Genomic DNA, 21,803 nt, shown 5'->3' with positions numbered 1-21,803 from the left:
CGCTCCGGAAACGGCCGTTTGCCGCATCCGGCCCGCCCCGAGGGGCGGCGCGGAGCGAGGCGTCAGATCATGGGTCAGATCATGGCCATGCCGCCGTTGACATGGATGGTTTGGCCGGTGACGTAGGCAGCTTCGTTCGAACTCAGGTAGACGGCGGCCGCCGCAATGTCCTCAGGCGTCCCCAGGCGGGCAGCCGGAACCTTGGTCAGAATCATTTCGCGCTGCTTGTCGTTGAGCGCATCGGTCATCGGCGTCTTGATGAAGCCGGGCGCGATGCAGTTCGCGGTGACGCCGCGCTTGGCGTACTCGGCACCCAGGGTCTTGATCATCCCGATCAGGCCCGCCTTCGAGGCCGTATAATTACCTTGCCCGGGATTGCCGGTGACGCCGACCACCGAGGTGATGGCGATGATGCGGCCGAAGCGCTTGCGCATCATCAGTTTGGTCGCGGCGCGCGCGAGGCGGAAGGTCGCAGTCAGATTGACGTTGATGACCTCATCCCAGTCCTCGTCACGGAGCTGCACGAAGAGGTTGTCGCGGGTGATGCCGGCATTGGCGATGAGGATGTCGACCTGTCCCATCGCAGCTTCCGCGGCGGGCACCAGCGCCTCGACCTCGTCCGCCTTGGAGAGATTGCAGGGCAGCACATGGCTACGCTCGCCGAGCTTGCCGGCAAGCTCATCCAGCACTTCCTTCCGCGTGCCCGAAATCGCTACGGTGGCGCCCTGCGCGTGCAGCGCCTGCGCGATCGCGCCGCCGATGCCGCCAGTTGCGCCGGTGACGAGCGCCTTTTTGCCAGTCAGATCGAACATCGATAACTCCTTCAAAGCACGATCCGGAAAAGCGTGCAGAAGTTGTCCGGAAAGATCGTGCGCAAACTTAAAGAACTGAAGCGCGATGACGAACCATCGCGCGTTAGCCCTGCTTCGCAGCGGCCAATGCATCCCTGGCGGCGGCAATGTCGTTCGGCCCGCCGACCGCAACCCCGACGGCACCGTCCGCAATGCGCTTGACGAGTCCCGTCAGCACCTTGCCGGCGCCGATCTCGAAGAAACGGGTGACGCCCTGCCCCGCCATGTAGGCGACCGACTCGCGCCAGCGCACAGTGCCGGTGACCTGCTCGACCAGACGGCGGCGGATCTCGTCGGGATCGGTAATCGCGCGCGCCAGCACGTTCGACACCAGCGGCGCCGCCGGCGCCCTGATCGTAACCTTGGCCAGCGCCTCGGCCATCGCGTCCGCAGCCGGCTGCATCAGCTTGCAATGGAACGGCGCGGACACCGGCAGCAACATCGCGCGCTTGGCACCCTTGGTCTTGGCGATCTCGACGGCGCGATCGACCGCGGCCTTGTCGCCGGAGACGACCACCTGCCCGCCGCCATTGTCGTTGGCGGCCTGGCAGACCTGCCCCTGCGCCGCCTCGTGCGCGACCTCCATGGCGGCCTCGTAGTCGAGGCCGAGCAGAGCGGCCATCGCGCCGGCGCCGACCGGCACCGCTTTTTGCATTGCGAGACCGCGAGTGCGAAGCAGCCGCGCGGTGTCGGAAATCGTCAGGCTGCCGGCCGCAGCCAGCGCCGAGTATTCACCGAGCGAGTGGCCAGCGACGAAGGTCGCGTCCCGCCCCACGGAAAAACCGGCTTCAGCCTCAAGCACACGCAATGTGGCAACAGACACCGCCATCAGGGCCGGCTGGGCGTTTTCGGTGAGCTGAAGGGTTTCGGCCGGGCCTTCCCAGATGGTCGCCGTCAGCCTCTCCCCAAGCGCGGCATCGACCTCGTCGAACACGGCGCGCCCCACCGGAAATGAGTCGGCGAGAGCCTTGCCCATGCCAACCGCCTGGGAACCCTGCCCTGGAAATGTGAATGCAGCCGTCATCGGCGCTCCCTGCTTGTCGGGCGTGATCTCTGCGAGAACCGGCAGCCGATTACGCACGGCCTTAGGCCATGGTTCCGGATCATGCTCCAAAGGGGGCCGTAGACACTGTCCGGGGTCGGACTGTCAAGCCAAGATGGGAACTTCGACCGGCATTCAACCGGGAACGCGACCCCTTAAAATCCGCCGGCGGTCTGGTTGGCATCGACCTCCGACCCGGCCTGCGCGCGGCGTGCGCTGTTCACCAGTTGACCCGGCCGGTCGTCGCGGTTCGGCTTCGCCGTCGCAAGCCGCAGCACGGCCGCATAGCCCGGCTGCACCTCCATGCGGCCGGCGTGCCGGCTCGCGCTCAGCAGGCGATGCACCTTCGGCAGATTGTAGCAGGGCACGTAGAACAAGAGATGATGCTCGAGGTGATAGTTCACGTAATACGGCGCGATGAACAGGCGCTCGAGAAAATTGGCGTAAGTGGTGCGGGTGTTGCGCAGGGGATCGCTGCTGTCGGGGACGACGGCGTGCTCGGCGATGTTGCGGATGCGGGTGATGACCATCATCCATGTGAGCAGCGGCACCAGCCATAGCAGCGGATAGGCCCACCACACACCGGCCGCCGCAAGCGCTGCGAACATCGCCGCATTGACGAGGCATTGCGGCCCGAGCTGCTCCCGGAAATGCGCCGCGCGCTGCCGCCACGACCAGTCCTTCGGACCGAGCGCATTGAGCAGTTGCGCCTTGCGCTGCTGGTAGCCGGTCTGCCCGGTGATGTCCCGAATGAACTTGCGGCGGTAGCTCAGCTTCGTGATCGGAAACGGCGCCGACAGCACGAGATCAGGATCCTCCTCCTGCTGGGTGCGCGCATGATGCTGAAGGTGATAGCGCCGGTAGCTTCGCGTCTCCGCGAAGAGTGGATAGGCGCAAAACCACTGGCTCAGGGCCAGATTGGTCTTCTCGTCGGCGGACAGGCAACCATGCGCACCGTCATGCATCAGGATCGCGAGCCCAAGCTGGCGCGAGCCGATGATGGCGACGGCGAGAACATAGGTGACCGGATTTGGCCACCACGCGACCAGTGCGATCGCACCGATGATCAATGCCCATGCGTGGGCGATCAGTGCGACACCTTTCCACGTCACGCGCCGGCGCACGTCGGCGAGCTGATCGTCGGTCAGGAAATCACGGGCACGCATGCGAAGCGCGGTCATGGCCTACCCTCCTCGTTCGAATTGCTTGATGCAGTGTGCGCGTCGACGAGGCGCAGGCGCGCGGCGTCGCCGACGGATTTCGCCTGCTCGCCGAGCACGCGGAGCATCTCGGCACAGAGCTCCTCGGGCGAACGGCCCATGGCGTAACCCTCGAGGATGATGCCGATGGCGACGGCCCAGAACCGCCGGGAGCTTTCGTCGGGCGCACGCAGGGAGCGCCAGCCGTGCCGCTCCACCTGACTGGCATAGGCCCGCGCGCCCTCGCTGTGAAGACGCTCGATGGTGCGCTCGACCAGCGGTGCGAGATCCTGGCGCCGCCGTGTCAATGTCAGGGCTTCGGCGAAGAAAGCGACAGAATCGCTCGCCGTTACGGTCTCGGCCAGCGCATGGGTGTATTCCCGTGGCGTGCGCGCCTTCAGCGCCGCCTGCTCCGTCTTTCGCGCCAGATACAGCAGCTCGCGGCAGGCGCATTCGACGAACAGCGCCTCCTTGGTGCGGAAGTAATAGGTGATCTGGCTCGGGAAGGCGTCTGCAGCGGCCGCGATGTCGGTGATCGCGGTGCCCGACAGCCCCCGCTCCCGGAACATCGGGCTCGCGGCATCCAGCAGCAGCGACCGCATCTTGCGGCCTGCCGAGCGCGTGGCGCGCGCGGTATGCTTGGGGTCGCCAGCCGCCTCAAACGGCTCATGAACCGACTTTTCCGCCATGGAGCCCTCTTGCTCGTTTATTTGTATGACATACAAACAAATAGATCAAGCTGGATTGTGGTATGAAAGGACCGGCCCAATGCCGTTGGACGGGAACCGTCCGGGCGAATAGCCGCCTGCATCCTTGCCAAGTCGGCCAAAATCCGTATAAGGCGCGCAACCGCAGACCCCGGCCGGGAGCTGAACGGACGGTCTCAGCAAATCATTCGTGATTTTGGTGTGGCAGGGCCAGTCGGCCCGTCGTCCCGTGTTTCCGCCTTCTGAGCTTAATCCCAGAGTCCTTTCCGAAGGCCTCTTAAGGGCTTGACGCCGGGCGATGCGCCAACATGAGGAAAGGACCACCATGGCTCTCTATGAGCATGTTTTTCTCGCGCGTCAGGACGCGAGCACGCAGCAGGTCGAAGAGCTGACTGCGCAGATGACCGGCATCGTCGAGGGTCTCGGCGGCAAGGTCACCAAGACCGAGAACTGGGGCGTGCGCTCCCTCACCTACCGCATGAACAAGAACCGCAAGGCGCACTTCGTGCTGCTCAACATCGACGCGCCGTCCGCCGCGATCGCCGAGATCGAGCGCCAGGAGCGCATCAGCGAGGACGTGATCCGCTATCTCAGCGTCCGCGTCGAAGAACTCGAGGAAGGCCCGTCCGCGATGATGCGCAAGGCCGACCGCGACCGCGAGCGTGACGACCGTGGCGGCGGCTTCCGGGGTGATCGCGAAGGCGGTGGCTTCCGTGGCGACCGCGAAGGCGGTTTCCGTGGCGGCGATCGCGACGGTGGTGGCTTCCGCGGTGACCGCGGTCCGCGCCGTCCGCGCGACGAAGCTGAAACCTCAACGCCGGATGCGGAGTAAGATCAATGGCTGAAGCTGGTGCACGCCGTCCGTTTTTCCGTCGTCGCAAGAGCTGCCCTTTCACGGGCGCGAACGCTCCGAAGATCGACTACAAGGACTCCAAGCTGTTGATGCGTTACGTCTCCGAGCGCGGCAAGATCGTGCCGAGCCGCATCACCGCGGTGTCCGCGAAGAAGCAGCGTGAGCTCGCCCGTGCGATCAAGCGCGCGCGCTTCCTGGGCCTGCTGCCCTACGTCATTCGCTAAGACGAACCCGGCCGGCGACGACATCGCCGCCGGCCGCACTCCAAAACGCGATGAATCATCATCGCGCTTTGGGTTGTCGTTTGAGCATGATCTTTTCGGAAAACCGCTGCACACTTTTCCGGATCATGCTTGAGTTTCATAAGGCTTCCGGGTCGTCCGGTCGCCGATGGTTGGGGCAAGACGCCTCTAACCGCTCGAAGGGAGCGGGACAGCTGATGATGGCCTTTGGACTGATAGCCCTGATCGCCGGCGCTGCGTCGGCCCTGATGTTCGCCTCGATCATTTCGGGCGCGCTGGTCTCGCTCGTCCTGTTCTATCTCGCACCGCTGCCGCTGATGGTCGCCTCGATCGGCTGGGGACCGCTTTGCGCGACGCTCGGCGGCATCGCTGCCGCGCTCGGTCTCGGCGCCCTGTTCGGACTGCCCTACTGCATCGCCTTCGCCGTCACCGTCGCACTGCCGGCCTGGTGGCTCGGCCATCTCGTCCTGCTCAGCCGGCTGGTGCCGGGCGCAGCGCCCGCCGCCGACGCCGCGCCGCCGGCCGAACCCGAGCTCGAGTGGTATCCGGTTGGCCGCATCCTGCTTTGGATTGCGGGCTTCGCCACGCTGACCACGATCGCCGCCCTGCTCACGCTCGGTACCGACGCCGAGACCATCACCGGCGCGCTGCGACGTGGCCTGATGCGCCTCCTCCGTACCGCCGACCCGCAGGCCTCCGGCGAAGCCGGCCAGTTCGTCGACGCGCTGGTAAATATCGCACCGGCCGCGGCCACCATCGTCGCGATGATGACGCTGACACTCAATCTCTGGCTCAGCGCCAAGGTGACCGCGACGTCGGGGCGGCTGCGACGTCCCTGGCCGGACCTGATGACGGCGGAGCTGCCGCCGATGACGCTCGTCGCGCTCTGCATCGCGATCGCCCTCTGCTTCACCGGCGGACTGCTCGCGATCGTCGCGCAGATCACCACGGCGGCGCTGATGATGGGGTATGCGCTGACCGGCTTTGCCGTGCTGCATACGCTGACGCTGGCACTGAAAAGCCGCACCTTCTGGCTCGGCTCGACCTACGCCGTCGTCGTCTTTTTCGGCTGGCCCGTCATTGCAATGGTCATCCTCGGCCTTGCGGATGCCGTGTTCGGCTTCCGCGAGCGCTTCCTGCGTATGCGCCAGCCACCGCCGCTGCCGACCCCCTGAGTTCAAGTCCGAAAATCCAACTCACTCAACACTTCAAAGGAGAACGAATATGGAAGTCATTTTGCTGGAACGCGTCAACAAGCTCGGTCAGATGGGCGAAGTCGTGAAGGTTCGCGACGGTTATGCCCGCAATTTCCTGCTCAAGCGCGGCAAGGCCCTGCGCGCCACCGCCGACAACCGTGCCAGGTACGACGGCATGAAGGCCGAGCTCGAGGCTCGCAACCTCCAGTCCAAGGGCGAGGCGTCCAAGGTCGCCGAGAAGATCCAGGGCAAGAACATCATCGTGATCCGGCAGGCCTCGGAAGCCGGCCAGCTGTTCGGCTCGGTCAACGTGCGTGACATCGTCGTGGCGTTCGAAGCCGACGGCGTTTCGCTGTCCCGCCCGCAGGTTCAGCTCGACGCGCCGATCAAGACCATCGGCAAGCACACCATCACGGTTGCGGTCCACCCCGAGGTCGAGGTCGAGATCAGTGTCACCGTCGCGCGCAGCCAGGACGAGGCCGAGCGCATCAACCGCGGCGAGGACATCTCGACCCGCAACGAAGACCGCGACGCGGCTGCCGAAGCGATCGCCGCCGCAGGCGAGTTCTTCGATCCGGAAGCCGAGCACGACGACGTCGAGCCGGCTCCGGCGGCAGAGACCGAGAAGTAAATACGCCTCATGCGCTGGCTTGACCCGCGCATCCATCAAAAGAGCCTTGCTCAAGAAGATGGATTGGGGTCAAGCCCGGCAATGACGACGGAAAATGGATCAGCCCGGCCGCCTCAGGCGGCCGGGCTGATCGTTTTGGCGGCGGCCTCCTCGCTCAGCATCGCGATCGAGGCAAGCGCAGTGGCCGTGTGCTTCTCGACACCGCCGCTGACGCAGTACACGTCGGCGGCGACCACCGCGACCTGACGGCCCGGCTTGATCACCCTTGCCCGGCAGATCAGCTTCTCGCCGACCGCAGGCGAGAGCAGATTGAGCTTGTATTCCGCCGTCAGTGCCGGCTGGCCGCGCGAAGTGGCCGCCGCGATCGTGGTCGCGTTGTCGACCAGGAAGGCGGTGACGCCGCCATGGAAGAAGCCGTGCTGCTGCAGCAGCTCCGGCCGGCGTTCGACCGCGATCGTGCAGGTGCCGCGCGACAATTCGGACAGCTCGGCGCCGACCAGGTTCATAAAGCCCTGCCGGCCGACATTGGCGTGGATGCGCTCGGCTACCGCCGCGAATTCGGGATCTGCTTCGGCTGGCATGGGCCTCTCCTCAGGGCGTGTTGATACGATCGAGTGGCCGCAGCGCACGGCTGGCGCAGGCGATCAACGTCTCGGCCTCGGCGCGCGGATCGGTGCGGTCGCGTCCCGACAGGAAGGCGCGGCAAAAAATCTGCGCCGGACCGATGAGCTGGCTGACGAACATCGCCGGCGTCATCGGCAAAAGCTCTCCGCGCCCCACCAGCGGCCCGCGCCAGCGCTCGATGCCTTCGGCAAGGCGCGCATTCTGCGCGCGCTGGGCGTCGCGAACGTCCTCGCCCCATTCGCTGCGCGAGATATCGAACAGATAGCGCGCCTGGCGCCGGCTGGTGACGACCCAGTCGAGATGCGCCCGGATCAGGCCATCGATGCCCTGCCCGGCGTCAGGCAGAGGATCGAGCGCGGCCAGCATCGCGGCGTGATACTGCCGCAGCACGTCCAAGAACAGCGCACCGGCAAGCTCCTTCTTCGAGCCGAAGACGTGGAAGAAGCTGCCGTTGGAGGCGCGCGCCCGGGCGCGGATCGCAGCCACCGTGGCAGCCTCGAAGCCGACGCGGTCGAAGACGAAAAGCCCCGCCGCCAGCAGATCGTCGCGCACGCTCGCCGTCATCGGCGCCTCCTGGAGCATTACTCTAGAGCAGTGCTCTAGTCATGGTCAAGATGATGCGGAGGCCGCGATGAGCGCGGCTTCCGTTTGTCGAATAAAAATGGGGTGCGGCCTACCGCGAGATCGGCGGCGCCGGCGGTCCGGAAGATTCCGCCGGCGGCGGGGCCGCAGCAGTCGCGGGCGGCGCCGGCTCCGGCGGCTTGGCTGCCGGTTCGGAGCTGGCGGCGGGCGCGGCCGGCTTGGGAGCCGCCTCTTCCGCCGGCTTGAGCTCAGCGGGCTTGGGTTCGGCAGGCTTGGGTTCGGCAGGCTTGGGTTCGGCAGGCTTGGGTTCGGCAGTGGCCGCTGCCGGCGGCGCCGGCGTCACCTGCGGCACCGGATCGGGCCGCAGCGCCGGCGTATCAGTGCCACGCGGCTCGACCTTGGCGCTCTCCGGCTTCGACTCGGCGGGTTTCTCCGATGCCTTGCCGCTGTCGGGCTTGGCCTCATCGCGACCGGGCTCGACCTTGGCGGTCTCGGGCTTGGCGGTCTCGGGCTTGGACTCGTTCTTCTTGTCGTCGGCCTTCTTGTCGTCGGTGGCCGGCGTGGCGGCATCGGCCTTCGGCGCCTCTTCGGTCTCGGGCTTGCCGCGCTTGCTGAGACGCTTGGCCTTGCGGCCCTCCGGCGTGGCTTGCCCCTCGGGTTTTGCAGCTTCCTTGGCACCCTCCTCGCTCGGTCGCGCAGCACGCTTCTGGCGCGCGCCCTCGGCCGCCGGGGCGACAGCAGCCTCGCCTTCCGGCTTGGCGGCCTCCTGGGAGCGTTGGCGACGGCCATGATGCTCAGGCGACTGCGCAGGATTGGTGCTCGCTTCCTTCTCCTTGGCGCCGTCCTTCTTGTCCTTGCCACCGTCCTTGGCCTGGTAGCGGGTGTCGGTGGCACCGTTGGAGACGAGGTAGGAGGCGAGGACGCCCGCCATGTCCGAGCTCGTGGTGTAGTGCTGGCGCAGGAATCCCGGCAGCGAACCCGGCGCCACGGACTTCAGAAGTCCGCGCGGGCTCTTGTGGCAGGCAGTGCAGGTCTGCGCAAAAATCTGGGACGGGCTTTTGCCGGCCTCGAGGTTCGTCGCCTGTGCAAGAGCGGCATCGGTCGCACCGAAGCCGATCAGAAGCAACACCGTCGCGAGGCTGAGCGCTCGGCTCGACATTCCCATCATCTCCATTGAATTCCGAGAGGTCCGGCCGGCAGAAGGCGCGGCGGCGGGTCACCTTTTAGCGGATTGAGCCGCGAATGGAAGCAGGCTCCACACGCAAGGATGTGATTAAGCGCTTTTGGAATATCGGCTGTGATCACAGCGCAATAGCAGACCGCAATGACGGCTCGCCAGTGCCCCGATGTTGAACTGATTTCTGCTCCACCCGCGACGCCATGGCGCACATGAGGCTGCTCAGACGAAAGGTCGCAGATGAATGATGGCCTAGTGGCGCAGGGTCGATATCTGGGAGAGGCGGAAAGAGGCTGTTAACGCCAGTTGCGCGCGCAATTCCACGATGACCTCGGGTGCGACCGGCTGGCGCCGGATTTCGGGACGTTCGGCGTGCTCCATGGCCGCGATCAGGCCCGACAGCCAAAGCCGGCTGCCTGCCTCGCTCCGCCAATTCTGGGGCTGCCGTTCTGGCCGCATCGCCTGCCTCGTCTCCCCCGTTGGCGGATCACGGGATAATTCCCTGCCCGCCTGCCTGTTCCGGCACTACCCCCGAAAGAATCCGGGGAGATGTGATCTGCTTCACATAAGTCTCGTCGGGCCTGGCTTAGACCGTCGCCATGAGCAAAGAGACCCAAACCTCATTCGACATGCAGGACGACCTCCGCACCGATTACGCCCTGATCGTGACCGGCGTCGGGGCGGCCGTGGTTGCGCTGGTCTACCTCCTGCTGGTCTGAAGGCGAGCCGAAAGCTCCCAGCGTGCGTCATTTCGCGCGCATCTCGATACGTCTGCCCGCCAATCCATTAGGTTCACTTCATCCGGAGTTTTCCGTGGCGCCGCTGCGGCCGCTTCCAGGCCGCGCCCCGAGTTCCGCGAAAACCCGTCAAGCGCGGCGCGGGCTGCGGCGACCAATCATCCACCATTTTAATGATCGGTTGATAGCAGCCAGCTTTCGCTTCCGCTTTGGGCCGAGGCGGCGCTTTATCCCGGCCCCGCATCCGCCCCAGAAAATTGCTATCGCTCGACCATGGCCCTGACTGATTCGAACGTTCTCAAACTCGCGCCCGAAGCCGGAACTCCCGCTTATCGGAGCGCGCCGCATAATATCGAGGCGGAACAGAGCCTTCTGGGCGCGATCCTGGTCAACAACGACGCCTTCTACCGCGTCTCCGATTTCCTGGAGTCGAAGCATTATTTCGAGCCCTTGCACCAGACCATCTACGAGACCGCCGGCAGCCTGATCCGGATGGGCAAGATCGCCACGCCGGTGACATTGAAGACGTTCCTGCCCGCCGACACCGATGTCGGCGGCATGACCATCGGGCAATATCTGGCGCGGCTCGCGGCCGAAGCGACCACCATCATCAATGCGCAGGATTATGGGCGCACCATCTACGATCTGGCATTGCGCCGCGACCTGATCGGCATCGGCGAGGACATGGTCAATGTCGCCTATGACGCCCCGGTCGACTTTGCGCCGCGGGCGCAGATCGAGGACGCCGAACGCCGCCTCTACGAGCTCGCGGAATCCGGCCGCTACGACGGCGGCTTCCAGAAATTCTCGCAGGCGCTGACAGTCGCGGTCGATCTCGCTGCCAAGGCGTTCCAGCGCGACGGAAAGCTGTCGGGCATCTCCACGGGCCTGCGCGATCTCGACACCAAGATGGGCGGCTTGCAGCACTCCGACCTCATCATCGTCGCGGGACGTCCCGGCATGGGCAAGACGTCGCTGGCGACCAACATCGCCTACAACGTCGCGCAGGCCTACGTTCCGGAACTACAGGCCGACGGCACCATGAAGGCCGCCAACGGCGGCGTCATCGGCTTCTTCTCCTGCGAAATGTCGGCCGACCAGCTCGCCACGCGTATCGTGGCCGAGCGCACCGGCATCCCCTCCTCCCACATCCGCCGCGGCGGCATCTCGGAGGCCGATTTCGAGAAGATCCGCCAGGTCTCGATCGAGCTGCAGTCGCTGCCGTTCTATGTGGACGCAACCGGCGGCCTGTCGATCGCGCAGCTGATGGCGCGTGCGCGCCGGCTGAAGCGCCAGAAGGGCCTCGATCTCCTCGTGATCGACTACATCCAGCTTCTGTCCGGCTCGGGCAAGCGCGCCAGCGACAGCCGCGTTCAGGAAATCACGGAAATCACGACCAGTCTGAAGGCGCTGGCGAAGGAGCTCAACGTCCCCGTGATTGCGCTGTCGCAGCTCTCGCGTCAGGTGGAATCGCGCGAGGACAAACGGCCACAGCTCTCGGACTTGCGCGAATCCGGCTCGATCGAGCAGGACGCCGACGTCGTGCTGTTCGTGTTCCGCGAGGAATATTACCTCGCCATGAAGGAGCCGCGCCCCGGGACCGAGGAACACGCCAAATGGCAGTCCGACATGGAACGCACGGCGGGGCGCGCCGAAGTCATCATCGGCAAGCAGCGCCATGGCCCGACCGGCACCGTCGAGCTGCACTTCGACGCATCGGTCACGCGCTTCGGCGACCTCGCGCATGACGGCCAGATTCCGGATCGCAGCGAGTACTGAGTTCCTTGAACCGGACCGGCCTCTTGCGTAAAACGGCGCCATGACAATGGCGTCCGACCCGAAAATGATCCCTCAATCCGGCCTTCTCTCGGCGGAGGCCAATCAGGCAGCCGCACTCGCTGGCTTCGGCGGCGTGCTCACCGTCGATCTCGACGCCATCATCGCCAACTGGCGCAAGCTCGAGAAGACGGCGGTCCCGGCCGAATGCTCGGCGGTGATCAAGGCCGACGCCTATGGCTGCGGCGCCGAGCAGGTCGCGCGCGCACTGAACAAGGCCGGCTGCAAGACCTTTTTCGTCGCGACCATCGAGGAAGCGCGCAAGGTGCGCGCCGCGGTCCCCGAGCCGGCGATCTACGTGCTCGGCGGCCATTTCCAGAACACCGGCGAGCACTACGCCCAGATCAATTGCCGCCCCGTGATCGGCGATCTCAACGAGCTCGCCGAATGGGACGTGTTCTGCCGCCGCACCGGCTGGACCGGCGGCGCCGCCATCCACATCGATACGGGCATGAACCGGCTCGGGCTGACGCTGGCGGAAGCGCAGGCCATCATCCCCCGCATCAATGCCGGCGATCACGGCATCACGCTGGTGATGAGCCATCTGGTCTCGGCCGAGCAGCTCAACAGCCCCGTCAATGCCAAGCAGCTCGCAGCCTTCCGCAGCATCGCCAGCGAATTCTCCGGCGTGCCCGCGGCGCTCGCCAATTCCTCCGGAATCTTCCTCGGCGCGCCCTTCCAGTTCGATCTGGTGCGGCCGGGCGCAGCGCTCTACGGCGTCAATCCGACGCCGGAGGCCGACAATCCGATGCAGCCGGTGGTCGATCTGAAGGCGCGCATCGTGCAGATCCGCAATGTCGAGCGCGGTGAGAGCGTCGGCTATGGCGGCACCTGGACCGCGCGGCGGCCGACCAAGCTCGCGATCATCGCGGTCGGCTATGCCGACGGCTATTTCCGCGCCGCCAGCTCCAATGACGGCACCCGCGGCGCCGAGGTCATCGTCGCCGGCAAGCGCTGCCCGGTCGCGGGCCGCGTCTCGATGGACTTGATCGCGATCGACATCACCGATTTGCCCCCGAACGCGGCGCGGCGCGGCCACATGGTGACACTGCTCGGCGAAGGCATCACCGTCGACGAGCTCGCCCATCATTTCGGCACGATCGGCTATGAGGTGCTGACCAGCCTCGGCCATCGCTACGCCCGTATCTACAAGGGCGGCAACGCGGTCGAGCCGCTGGGACGTCCGGCGCCGGTGGCCGAGCAGACGCCCGCCACGCCGCCGATCGAGCAGCCGGCGAGCCCGCCGCCGCTGCTGAGCTGAGCTGTTCGCCGCTTACTTCTTTTTCCTGCTGTCCAGGGCCGCCTTGCAGGTCGCGCTGAGCTGGTCGCGTTTGCCATTGAGGCAGGCGACGATCCCGCCTCCGGGTGCGAGGCCGGCACAGAATTTATCATAGTCCGCCTTGCATGCGCCGCGCGGATCGGCCGATTGTGCCGAAGCCGCTGCGGAGAAGGCAGCGGTGACGACGATGGCGACAAAGCTCAATCTGGACATTGTATCTCCGGTGACGGAAGGCAGGAGCCGGTAGCTCTACATGAAGATCGCGACATTCAACATCAACAACGTCAATCGCCGCCTGCCCAATCTGTTGGCGTGGATGCGAACGGCGAAGCCTGACGTCGTCGCGCTTCAGGAGTTGAAGGCAAGTGATGGCGAATTTCCGGCGGCCGCCATCGAAAAGGCCGGTTACGGCGCAGTGTGGTGTGGACAGAAGACGTGGAACGGCGTCGCCATTCTCGCCCGCAATGCCGAGCCGGTTCTCACGCGCGATCGCTTGCCGGGAAAGCCTGATGATCACGAAGCCCGTTACATCGAAGCTGCGGTGCGCGGAATCATCGTCACCAGCATCTACCTGCCAAACGGCAATCCGCAACCGGGACCGAAATTCGATTACAAGCTCGACTGGTTCGCGCGTCTCAAGCGCCACGCCAGGACCTTCATCAAGCAGGATCTGCCGGTGGTGCTCGCCGGCGATTACAACGTCGCGCCGACGAAGATCGACATCTATCCGACACGATCGTGGGACAAGGATGCCCTGATCCAGCCGAAGAGCCGCGCGGCCTTTGCCTCGCTCGTCTCACAGGGCTGGTGCGACGCGATCCGTGAGCTGCATCCGGACAAGCGCATCTACACCTTCTGGGACTACAAGCGGAACCGCTGGCCGCGCGATGCGGGCTTGCGGCTCGATCACCTCCTGGTTAGCCCCGTCCTCGTCTCACGCCTGGCCAAAGCGGGCGTCGACAAGGAGGTCCGCGGCGAGGACGGCGCGAGCGATCACGCGCCGGCGTGGATCATGCTGAGATAGATTGTACGAACCTATACTGCTCACCACAAATTCTTGCCGTCGATCAGGTTGACCGGCACGGCCTCCAGATCGAAATCGTCGAACAGGCGCGCGTTGACGCCGACCTTGGGATTGTCGAAATCGGGCTTGCCGGTCGACCAGTCCGGCGATTCCGAATAGGTGCCGCAGCCGCAGTTCGCGCAGAAATGATGCTTGACCGTGCGGCTGCCCCAGAGATAGGTCGCAACGTTCTCCGGCGGCGACAGCAGCCGAAACTGCGCCGGCGTGTAATAGGCCCACAGCGCGCCGCGCTTGGCGCAAAGCGAACAGGTGCAGCGAGTCACGCCCGAGGGCGCCTCCGCCACCTCGAACACCGTTTCACCGCAATGACAGCTTGCCTCGATCGGCATGACCCACTCTCCGTTTTGTCAGGAGGTGGTCGTAGCCGGTCCCTGCTGCCAACATGCTGTCAGCAGCACCATTCCGTCAGGACGTCTCGTTCGCCGACAGCCGCTCGGCGTTCGCAGCCACATGCTCGCGATAGCGCCGGACGATGGTCCCCGGCGTTACGCCGGCAAGCAGGCTCGCGGCGGCCTCGAAGGCCGCGGCGATCTTCTCGCTGACCATCAGCACGGCCTCCTGCCCGGCGGCCTCATCACCGTGGCTGAGCTTCTCATAGCGCAGCCGCACGACCTCGCTCGCTTCGACCGCGAGCATTGCGCCGGCATACCAGGGAAAACCGTCGTCGGATCCGCCGAGTACCGCATGGCGGTCGAGCGCGGAGAAGGACTCATGGTCGGGCATCACGCACCTCAAGTTCTTTGAGCGAACGCTCCGATCAATACGCGTCAAATTTGAAGGATCAGGCCGGCAAGTGGAGCGGATTGGCGGCGCCCGAGACACCGCCGATTAACCAGAGCCCTTGACGCGGGCACTCTGGTTAGCATACTGGTCTGACCAAGATCAGACCAAAAGAGACCGGGATGGAGCTGAAGCGGGCCGCCGAGGGCGAAAAAGGGTTCGAGAAGGTGTTCGCCTTCTTGCGGGAGCGCCTGCTTGCGGGCTCGCTCAAGCCCGGCGACCGCCTGATTTCCGAGCGCGAGCTGGCGACCCTGCTTGGCGTCAGCCGGCCGATCGTTCGCGAGGCGCTGCGCGCCCTGACCGTGCTCGGCATCGTCGAGATCCGCGACCGCATCGGCACCGTCGTGACCCGGCCGGATGTGTCGGTCCTGAACGACTTCTTCACCTTCGCGCTGGCCCAGCAGGCCGACATGCTCGACGACGTCATGCAGGCGCGCGTCGCGATCGAATGTCAGGCGATCCGCCTCGCCTGCGAACGCGCCAACATCGCCGATTTCGAGCGCCTCCAGCGGACGCTCGCAAAGATCGGCGAGACGATCGACGAGGCTGATGCCGGCGGCATGGCCGACTTCGAATTCCATCGCGCCATCGTCGTGGCATCGCATTCGGAGACGCTTACCGTGCTGCATAGCTCGATGGCGGGCCTGCTGACGCATTCGCATCGTAGTCGCCGTGAGCTGGTGCAGGCCTTCCCGTCGATGAAGACCTATCTGATCGACGACCACCGGCGCATCTTCGACACCATCATCGCGCGCGATCCGGAGCGGGCGGACGCAACGCTGCGCAAGCATTTTGCCATCGGCGACGAATACCGCAGGCGGGCCGTCGTCGGCGACATCGACAAGACCAGCGACAAGACCAGCGCCTCGCGCTGATCGCGGGCGAACCAAGAAGCGGACTGACAACATGGGACGGAACGACAAGGGCAACGTCGGCTTCATCGGCATCGGCACGATGGGCCTGGAGATGGTGCGCAACCTCCTCAAGGCCGGGCACGCGGTGCGCGCGTTCGACCTCAACGAGGCGGCTCTGACCGAGATCGTCAAGGAAGGCGCGGCTCGCGCCAACAGCCCTGCCGTTGCCGCGCAAGGCGCCGACATCGTCATCACCATGCTGCCGGACACGCCCCATGTGGAAGCAACCATTTACGGCGAGCATGGCCTCCTGGAGTCGCCCCCGCCCGGCAAGCTCATCGTCGATATGAGCACGATCTCGCCGGTCGCCGTCCGCCGCATCCATGCCGACCTGCAAAAGGCCGGGGTCAGCTTCATCGACGCGCCGGTCTCGGGCGGACCACTGGGCGCAAAGAACGCCGCGCTGTCGATCATGGCCGGCGGCGAGGCGGACGCCTTCGCCAAGGCCGAGCCGTTCTTCCGCGCGATGGGCACGACCATCACCCATGCCGGCGCCAGCGGCGCTGGCCAGACCGTGAAACTCTGCAATCAGCTCATCTGCGGCATCAACATCCAGGCGATCTGCGAGGCACTTGCGCTCGGGCGCGCCTCGGGCGTGGATCTCGATCTGCTGCGCCGGATGCTGCTCGGCGGTTCCGCCGCCTCCTGGATGCTGGACAAGCTCGGCCCCGCCATGATCGCCGGCGACGCGGCGGCCGGCTTCCGCATCGACCTCATGCTGAAGGACCTCCGCCTGGTGCAGGAGCATGCGCAATCGCTGAGCGTGCCCCTGCCCGGCACCGCGCTCGTCACCTGCCAGTATGTCGACGCCCGCGCACATGGCGAAGGCGCCAACGGCAACCAGGCGCTGTTCCGCGTCTACGACCGCATGACCAACCAGACGACCGGCTGACCCTGTTACGATGAGCATCCAACTCGACTTTCCCGCAGTGCTGGAGCGTTGGCCGAGCCTTCTCGGCGGCGCCGTGCTGACGCTGGAGTTGGCGTGCTTCGCGACTGTGCTCGGCGCCCTGATCGGCACGCTCGCAGCCATCGGCCGCGGCTCGCGAAGCCCGCTGATCGCGGGAGCCTGCAAAATCTATGTCGAGGCGATCCGCAACACGCCACTGCTCGTGCAGATCTTCCTGGTCTATTTCGGCCTCGCCAGTCTGGGGCTGAAACTCTCGGCCTTCACCGTGGCGGTGGCCGCGCTTACGATCAATGTCGGGGCCTACACCGCCGAGATCATGCGTGCCGGTTTCGAGGCGATCCCGCGCGGGCAGATCGAGGCCGCCGAAGGGCTGGCGCTGTCGCGCCTGCAGATCTACTGGCACATCATCCTGCTGCCGGCGATCGAGAAGGTCTATCCCGCGCTCACCAGCCAGTTCGTGCTGTTGATGCTGGCTTCCTCCGTCTGTTCGCAGATCTCGGCCGAGGAACTCACCGCGGTCGCAAACTACATCCAGTCGGACACCTATCGGGCGTTCGAGACCTACATCATCGTCGCCGTGCTCTACGTCATCCTGTCGCTGGTGATGCGCGCGGGCTTCTGGGGCCTCGGCCTCGTGCTGTTTCCGCGCCGGCGCCGGCTCGGCACGCCACTGTGAGATGACCATGGGCGGACATCTCAACATCAACCATCTGATGTTCCTCGGCCAGGGCGCGCTGTGGACTATAGGGCTGTCCGTGATCGCGCTGATCGGCGGCGGCATCGTCGGCTTCGTGATCGCGCTCGCGCGGATCTCGCCACTCAAATCGGTGCGGATCGGCAGCGCCGTCTATGTCCAGCTCGTCCAGGGCACGCCGCTGCTCGTCATCCTGTTCCTCGGCTATTTCGGCCTTGCCGCGATCGGCCTCAAGGTCTCGCCGCTTGCGGCCGCCGGTGCTTCGCTGACGCTCTACGTCGCCGCCTATCTCGGCGAGATCTGGCGCGGCTGCATCGAGTCGGTGCCGAAGCCGCAATGGGAGGCCGCCGACGGCCTGGCGCTGAGCCGGACCCAGCGCATGATGAAGGTGATCCTGCCTCAGGCGATCCGCATCGCGACGCCGCCGACCGTCGGCTTCATGGTCCAGATCATCAAGAACACCTCGCTCGCCTCCGTCGTCGGCTTCGTCGAGCTGATGCGCTCGGGCCAGATCGTCAACAACTCGCTGTTCGAGCCGTTCGCCATCTACGCCATCATCGCCGTCGTCTATTTCGCCATGTGCTATCCCCTGTCACTGTTCAGCCAGAAGCTGGAACGGCGGATGGGGCGTGGCCGGTCCAACCTCGCGCCAGCCTGACATGCAGCAAAACGCTCCCTCCGCCGAACCGATCGTGTCGCTCCGCGACGTGCAGAAGAGCTTTGGCCCGCTCCGGGTGCTCGACGGCGTCTCCTTTGCCGTCGCACGCGGCGAGGTGATCGCCCTGATCGGCCGCTCCGGCTCCGGCAAGAGCACGGCGCTGCGCTGCATCGACCGCTTCGAGAAGGTCGATGCCGGCGAGATCGTCGTCTGCGGACATCGGGTCGACCGTCCCGACGTGAACTTGCGCGCGCTGCGCCAGGACGTCGGCATCGTCTTCCAGAGCTACAATCTGTTTCCGCATCTCACGATCGAGCAGAACATCACGCTCGCGCCCTGCACGGTGAAGGGCATGGCGACGTCGCAGGCCAAGGACCTGGCGCGAAAGGTGCTGGCGCAGGTCGGGCTCGAAGAGAAGCTGCACGCCTATCCCGAGCAGCTGTCGGGCGGACAGCAGCAGCGCGCCGCAATCGCCCGCTCGCTGGCGATGCAGCCGAAAGTCATGCTGTTCGACGAGGTCACCTCGGCGCTCGATCCCGAGCTCACAGGCGAGGTGCTGAAGGTGATCGAGCAGCTCGCGGCCGACGGCATGACCATGGTGATGGTCACCCACGAGATGGGTTTTGCCAAGGGCATCGCCGACCGGATTGTCTTCATGCATCGCGGCAGGGTCCACGAGACCGGACCTGCCTCGATCCTGACGTCGCCGACCACGCCCGAACTCACGCAATTCGTGGGGACGGGAAACCTAAAATCATAACAGGGAGAGGAAGACCAAGATGACAAACAAGACCTTGCTGGGCACCGCCGCCGCGTTGTGCGGCCTCATCATGATTGCGGCCACGCCCGCGTCGGCCGATCTGCTCGACGACATCATGAAGGCGAAGAAGATCCGGGTCTCGACGGATCTTGCGATTCCGCCTGATGGCATGATGGACGCCAACATGAAGCCGACCGGCTCCGACGTCGAGGTCGCACAATTGCTCGCCAAGGATTGGGGTCTGGAGCTCGAATTCATCCAGACGACTGGCGCGACCCGCATCCCCAACGTCATGACCGGAAAAGCAGACGTCATCATCTCGACGCTGTCCGTCACCCCCGACCGCGCCAAGGTGATCGATTTCTCTAAGCGTTATGCGACGCTCGAATCCGATGTCGGTTGCCTGAAGTCGATGAATGTGAAGGATTGGCCTGATCTGAAGGGCAAGACGGTCGGCGTCACGCGTGGCACGACCCAGGACACTACCCTGACGAACATGAAGGACAAGGAATTCAACATCGCGCGATATGAGGACGACGCCACTGACGTGACCGCGGCCGTCTCCGGTCAGATCGATTGCATCGGCACCTCGCTGCCGATCATCGCCCAGATCGGCAAGAAAAATCCGGAGCGCATCTTCGAAGCCAAGATTCCGATCACGACCTTCGATCTAGCTATCGGCGTGAAAAAGGGAGAACCAAAGCTGCTGGAAAAATTGAATGCCTGGGTCGACCAGAACGTCAAGAACGGCAAGCTGAACGCCATCTACAAGAAGTTCCACGGGGTCGAGCTGCCGCCCGATATGCGTGGTTGAACCGCACCGGGCCGTGACGACCATCCACGGTCGTCACGGCCACAGGACAATCGAAAAGGACATCACATGCGTCTCGTCATCGGATCCGACCACGCCGGCTGGCCGCTCAAGCAGACCGTCATCGACCATATCCGCAAGCTCGGCCACGACGTTATCGACGTCGGCTCCCATGACGACAAGCCGGTGGACTTCCCCGACATCGCACGCGCCGTTGCGCAGAAGGTGACCTCGGGCGAAGCCGCACGCGGCATCATGGTATGCGGCACCGGCGTCGGCGCCTCAATCGCCGCCAACAAGATGAGGGGCATTCGCGCCGCGGTCTGCCACGACGTTCATTCGGCCCATCAAAGCGTCGAGCACGACGACGTCAACGTCATGTGCATCGGCGCGCAGATCGTCGGAGCCTGGCTCGCCGTGGATCTCGTCTCGTCTTATCTCTCCGCCGAATTCTCCACCGACGAGGATTTCCGCCGCCGCGTTGAAAAGCTTCGTGTCATGGACGAGCAAGGTTGGCGGTCCCGCCTGCCATGATCCTGGTGTTCGGGTCACTCAACATCGATTTGGTCGCGCAGGTTCCGGTCATTCCCGGCCCCGGCCGCACCGTGCTGGCGCCGTCCTACCAGACGCATTTCGGCGGCAAGGGCGCCAACCAGGCCGTGGCCGCGGCACGGATCGCAGGAGCAGGACAGGTCCAGATGGCAGGCCGCGTCGGCCAGGACGGATTTGGCGACCGCGCGATCGACAACCTCGCGGCAAACTGTGTCGATACCAGTCTCGTCATCAGATCGGATGAGCCGACCGGCTGCGCCTTCATCACGGTCGATCAGGCCAGCGAGAATGCGATCACGGTGGCGAGCGGAGCCAACTTGGCCGCGGGCGCCCTTGACCTGCCCGGCTCGCTCTTTGGCCCGGACACCGTGCTGGTGCTTCAGATGGAAGTGCCGTTTGCGGAGGCGCTCGAGGCCGCGCGCCGGATGACGTCGGCCTCCGGCACCGTCGTCTGGAACCTCGCACCCGTCCCGGAGAAGATGACGGGGCAGATGGTCACGGAGCTTCTCACCGTGACCGACTATCTTCTCGTCAACGAGCACGAGGCGCTCGACGCCGCGGCAGCAATCGGCCTCGTCGCGTCGGACTACGGGGCCGCAGCCGAGGATCTCGCGAGAACCGGCGACCTCACCTGCATCGTCACTGCGGGTGCGCAAGGCGCGCTGGCAGTCACCGCCGACGGTGTCCGCATCAGAGCACCTGCTCCGCGCATCACACCCGTTGACACCACCGGCGCCGGCGACACTTTTGCCGGCGCGTTTGCAGCCATGCTGCATGAGGGCGCCTCGCTGCAACGCGCACTCGGGATAAGCTGCGAGGCCGCTGCATTGAAGTGTCTCAAGCCCGGCGCCCAGACCGGCATGCCGATGCGGAGTGCAATAGGTTCCATGGCCTGGGACGGATCGCCGCCGTGACGGTCCGCGGCTAAACTCTCCCGATTCGTGGAGACCGCCTTGGCCTTTCTCTTCGTCCTCAGCGTCGGCCTCATCGCCGGTACCATCTCCGGCATCGTCGGCACGGGATCGTCGATCATGCTGATGCCGGTGCTGGTCTATGCCTATGGGCCGAAGGAGGCCGTCCCGATCATGGCAGTGGCCGCTGTGATGGCGAATTTTTCGCGGATCTTGGCCTGGTGGCGCGAAGTCGACTGGCGCGCCTGCGCGGCCTATTCGGTCACGGGAATTCCGGCTGCAGTGCTCGGCGCGCGCACGCTGCTGGCGCTGCCCGCACACGCCGTCGATCTCGCCATCGGCGTCTTCCTGATCGCGATGGTGCCGGTGCGGCACTGGCTGGCCCGGCACGATCTCAAGGCCAACCTCTGGCACCTGGCGATCGGCGGGGCCGTCATCGGCTATCTCACCGGCATCGTCGTCTCGACCGGCCCGCTCAGCGTCCCGCTGTTCTTGTTCTATGGCCTGTCCAGGGGCGCCTTCCTCGCCACCGAGGCGGCTTCTTCGCTCGGCCTCTACTTCGCGAAATCCGTGACCTTCGAACGCTTCGGCGCGCTGACCGGCGACGTGTTCCTCAAAGGCCTGGTCGCGGGATCTTCATTGATGGCCGGCGCCTTCATTGCCAAGCGTTTCGTCCTGCAGCTCAAGCCCGAAATCTTCCGCCTGGTGATGGACGCGATCATGATCGCGGCTGGTCTCTCCATGCTCTGGAACGCGGCGCAGCCGTAGCCGCG

At 65.3% G+C, this 21,803-nt stretch carries 27 protein-coding genes; 16 read left to right on the top strand and 11 right to left on the bottom strand.

Annotated features, from left to right (window positions below):
- Nucleotides 1–74 precede the first annotated feature (74 nt).
- From fabG to OC450_RS20175, 4 genes are all read right to left on the bottom strand, one after another.
- Nucleotides 75–812 (bottom strand): 3-oxoacyl-[acyl-carrier-protein] reductase, encoded by a 738-nt coding sequence (gene fabG, locus OC450_RS20190; protein ID WP_211385429.1) that lies wholly within the window; start codon nt 810–812, stop codon nt 75–77.
- A 103-nt stretch (nt 813–915) separates the two neighbouring features.
- Nucleotides 916–1,875, bottom strand: coding sequence for an ACP S-malonyltransferase (gene fabD, locus OC450_RS20185; RefSeq protein ID WP_262048518.1), 960 nt, complete (start codon nt 1,873–1,875; stop codon nt 916–918).
- A 173-nt stretch (nt 1,876–2,048) separates the two neighbouring features.
- A complete protein-coding gene (locus OC450_RS20180; protein WP_262048517.1) occupies nt 2,049–3,074 on the bottom strand; it encodes a fatty acid desaturase family protein in 1,026 nt (341 codons plus the stop codon).
- Complete coding sequence (locus tag OC450_RS20175; protein WP_211385426.1) at nt 3,071–3,781, bottom strand: TetR/AcrR family transcriptional regulator C-terminal domain-containing protein; 711 nt, start codon at nt 3,779–3,781, stop codon at nt 3,071–3,073. Before OC450_RS20175 ends, OC450_RS20180 begins: the two co-directional genes overlap by 4 nt.
- A gap of 343 nt (nt 3,782–4,124) precedes the next feature.
- Here OC450_RS20175 and rpsF point away from each other — a divergent pair, with 343 nt between their 5' ends.
- The 4 genes from rpsF to rplI all read left to right on the top strand — a co-directional run bounded on the left by rpsF (nt 4,125) and on the right by rplI (nt 6,721).
- On the top strand, nt 4,125–4,631 hold the full coding sequence (gene rpsF, locus OC450_RS20170) for a 30S ribosomal protein S6 (protein ID WP_211385425.1): 507 nt from the start codon (nt 4,125–4,127) through the stop codon (nt 4,629–4,631).
- Between the two features lie 5 nt (nt 4,632–4,636).
- The gene (gene rpsR, locus OC450_RS20165; RefSeq protein ID WP_007592020.1) at nt 4,637–4,876 is read left to right on the top strand and encodes a 30S ribosomal protein S18; all 240 of its coding nucleotides are present in this window, start codon (nt 4,637–4,639) and stop codon (nt 4,874–4,876) included.
- 215 nt (nt 4,877–5,091) lie between these two features.
- Nucleotides 5,092–6,069 (top strand): DUF2232 domain-containing protein, encoded by a 978-nt coding sequence (locus OC450_RS20160; protein WP_211385424.1) that lies wholly within the window; start codon nt 5,092–5,094, stop codon nt 6,067–6,069.
- A 49-nt stretch (nt 6,070–6,118) separates the two neighbouring features.
- Nucleotides 6,119–6,721, top strand: coding sequence for a 50S ribosomal protein L9 (rplI, locus tag OC450_RS20155; protein WP_211385423.1), 603 nt, complete (start codon nt 6,119–6,121; stop codon nt 6,719–6,721).
- Between the two features lie 113 nt (nt 6,722–6,834).
- Here rplI and OC450_RS20150 read toward each other — a convergent pair whose 3' ends face one another.
- The 4 genes from OC450_RS20150 to OC450_RS20135 form a co-directional block, all read right to left on the bottom strand.
- The gene (locus OC450_RS20150) at nt 6,835–7,302 is read right to left on the bottom strand and encodes a PaaI family thioesterase (protein WP_211385422.1); all 468 of its coding nucleotides are present in this window, start codon (nt 7,300–7,302) and stop codon (nt 6,835–6,837) included.
- 10 nt (nt 7,303–7,312) lie between these two features.
- On the bottom strand, nt 7,313–7,909 hold the full coding sequence (locus tag OC450_RS20145) for a TetR/AcrR family transcriptional regulator (RefSeq protein WP_211385421.1): 597 nt from the start codon (nt 7,907–7,909) through the stop codon (nt 7,313–7,315).
- A 109-nt stretch (nt 7,910–8,018) separates the two neighbouring features.
- Nucleotides 8,019–9,086, bottom strand: a complete 1,068-nt coding sequence (locus tag OC450_RS20140; protein WP_262048516.1) for a hypothetical protein — start codon at nt 9,084–9,086, stop codon at nt 8,019–8,021.
- 270 nt (nt 9,087–9,356) lie between these two features.
- Nucleotides 9,357–9,563 carry a transcriptional regulator gene (locus OC450_RS20135; protein ID WP_256809333.1) on the bottom strand — a complete coding sequence of 69 codons (207 nt, stop codon included), beginning with the start codon at nt 9,561–9,563 and terminating at the stop codon, nt 9,357–9,359.
- Between the two features lie 551 nt (nt 9,564–10,114).
- Here OC450_RS20135 and OC450_RS20130 point away from each other — a divergent pair.
- Both OC450_RS20130 and alr read left to right on the top strand, forming a co-directional pair.
- Nucleotides 10,115–11,620 (top strand): replicative DNA helicase, encoded by a 1,506-nt coding sequence (locus OC450_RS20130; RefSeq protein ID WP_262048515.1) that lies wholly within the window; start codon nt 10,115–10,117, stop codon nt 11,618–11,620.
- A gap of 46 nt (nt 11,621–11,666) precedes the next feature.
- Nucleotides 11,667–12,938 carry an alanine racemase gene (alr, locus tag OC450_RS20125; RefSeq protein ID WP_262048528.1) on the top strand — a complete coding sequence of 424 codons (1,272 nt, stop codon included), beginning with the start codon at nt 11,667–11,669 and terminating at the stop codon, nt 12,936–12,938.
- 12 nt (nt 12,939–12,950) lie between these two features.
- Here alr and OC450_RS20120 read toward each other — a convergent pair whose 3' ends face one another.
- Nucleotides 12,951–13,169, bottom strand: a complete 219-nt coding sequence (locus tag OC450_RS20120; protein ID WP_211385417.1) for a hypothetical protein — start codon at nt 13,167–13,169, stop codon at nt 12,951–12,953.
- A 40-nt stretch (nt 13,170–13,209) separates the two neighbouring features.
- On the opposite strand from OC450_RS20120, the gene OC450_RS20115 reads away from it, so the two are divergent.
- Nucleotides 13,210–13,980 (top strand): exodeoxyribonuclease III, encoded by a 771-nt coding sequence (locus tag OC450_RS20115; protein ID WP_211385416.1) that lies wholly within the window; start codon nt 13,210–13,212, stop codon nt 13,978–13,980.
- A 20-nt stretch (nt 13,981–14,000) separates the two neighbouring features.
- On the opposite strand, the gene OC450_RS20110 is transcribed toward OC450_RS20115, so the two are convergent.
- Nucleotides 14,001–14,369 (bottom strand): GFA family protein, encoded by a 369-nt coding sequence (locus OC450_RS20110; RefSeq protein ID WP_211385415.1) that lies wholly within the window; start codon nt 14,367–14,369, stop codon nt 14,001–14,003.
- 76 nt (nt 14,370–14,445) lie between these two features.
- Nucleotides 14,446–14,763, bottom strand: a complete 318-nt coding sequence (locus OC450_RS20105) for a hypothetical protein (protein ID WP_211385414.1) — start codon at nt 14,761–14,763, stop codon at nt 14,446–14,448.
- A 179-nt stretch (nt 14,764–14,942) separates the two neighbouring features.
- Here OC450_RS20105 and OC450_RS20100 point away from each other — a divergent pair, with 179 nt between their 5' ends.
- From OC450_RS20100 to OC450_RS20060, 9 genes are all read left to right on the top strand, one after another.
- Entirely contained in the window at nt 14,943–15,695 is a 753-nt protein-coding gene (locus OC450_RS20100; protein ID WP_211385413.1) for a FadR/GntR family transcriptional regulator, read from the top strand.
- Between the two features lie 31 nt (nt 15,696–15,726).
- On the top strand, nt 15,727–16,626 hold the full coding sequence (locus tag OC450_RS20095) for an NAD(P)-dependent oxidoreductase (RefSeq protein WP_262048514.1): 900 nt from the start codon (nt 15,727–15,729) through the stop codon (nt 16,624–16,626).
- A 10-nt stretch (nt 16,627–16,636) separates the two neighbouring features.
- Nucleotides 16,637–17,320 carry an amino acid ABC transporter permease gene (locus OC450_RS20090; protein WP_211385411.1) on the top strand — a complete coding sequence of 228 codons (684 nt, stop codon included), beginning with the start codon at nt 16,637–16,639 and terminating at the stop codon, nt 17,318–17,320.
- 7 nt (nt 17,321–17,327) lie between these two features.
- Entirely contained in the window at nt 17,328–17,996 is a 669-nt protein-coding gene (locus OC450_RS20085) for an amino acid ABC transporter permease (RefSeq protein ID WP_211385410.1), read from the top strand.
- A gap of 1 nt (nt 17,997) precedes the next feature.
- Entirely contained in the window at nt 17,998–18,756 is a 759-nt protein-coding gene (locus OC450_RS20080; RefSeq protein ID WP_211385409.1) for an amino acid ABC transporter ATP-binding protein, read from the top strand.
- 19 nt (nt 18,757–18,775) lie between these two features.
- Nucleotides 18,776–19,570, top strand: a complete 795-nt coding sequence (locus OC450_RS20075) for a transporter substrate-binding domain-containing protein (RefSeq protein ID WP_211385408.1) — start codon at nt 18,776–18,778, stop codon at nt 19,568–19,570.
- A 66-nt stretch (nt 19,571–19,636) separates the two neighbouring features.
- The gene (gene rpiB, locus OC450_RS20070; RefSeq protein ID WP_211385407.1) at nt 19,637–20,101 is read left to right on the top strand and encodes a ribose 5-phosphate isomerase B; all 465 of its coding nucleotides are present in this window, start codon (nt 19,637–19,639) and stop codon (nt 20,099–20,101) included.
- The gene (locus OC450_RS20065; RefSeq protein WP_315986394.1) at nt 20,080–21,033 is read left to right on the top strand and encodes a ribokinase; all 954 of its coding nucleotides are present in this window, start codon (nt 20,080–20,082) and stop codon (nt 21,031–21,033) included. Before rpiB ends, OC450_RS20065 begins: the two co-directional genes overlap by 22 nt.
- Before the next feature lie 39 nt (nt 21,034–21,072).
- The gene (locus OC450_RS20060; protein WP_211385406.1) at nt 21,073–21,798 is read left to right on the top strand and encodes a sulfite exporter TauE/SafE family protein; all 726 of its coding nucleotides are present in this window, start codon (nt 21,073–21,075) and stop codon (nt 21,796–21,798) included.
- The last annotated feature ends 5 nt before the right edge of the window (nt 21,799–21,803 follow it).

Origin of the sequence: Bradyrhizobium sp. Bra78 (assembly GCF_024519855.1) — a bacterium.
Lineage (GTDB): Bacteria > Pseudomonadota > Alphaproteobacteria > Rhizobiales > Xanthobacteraceae > Bradyrhizobium > Bradyrhizobium japonicum_G.
Note: the sequence above shows the minus strand (reverse complement) of the source record. Positions and strands in the feature narration are given on the sequence as shown.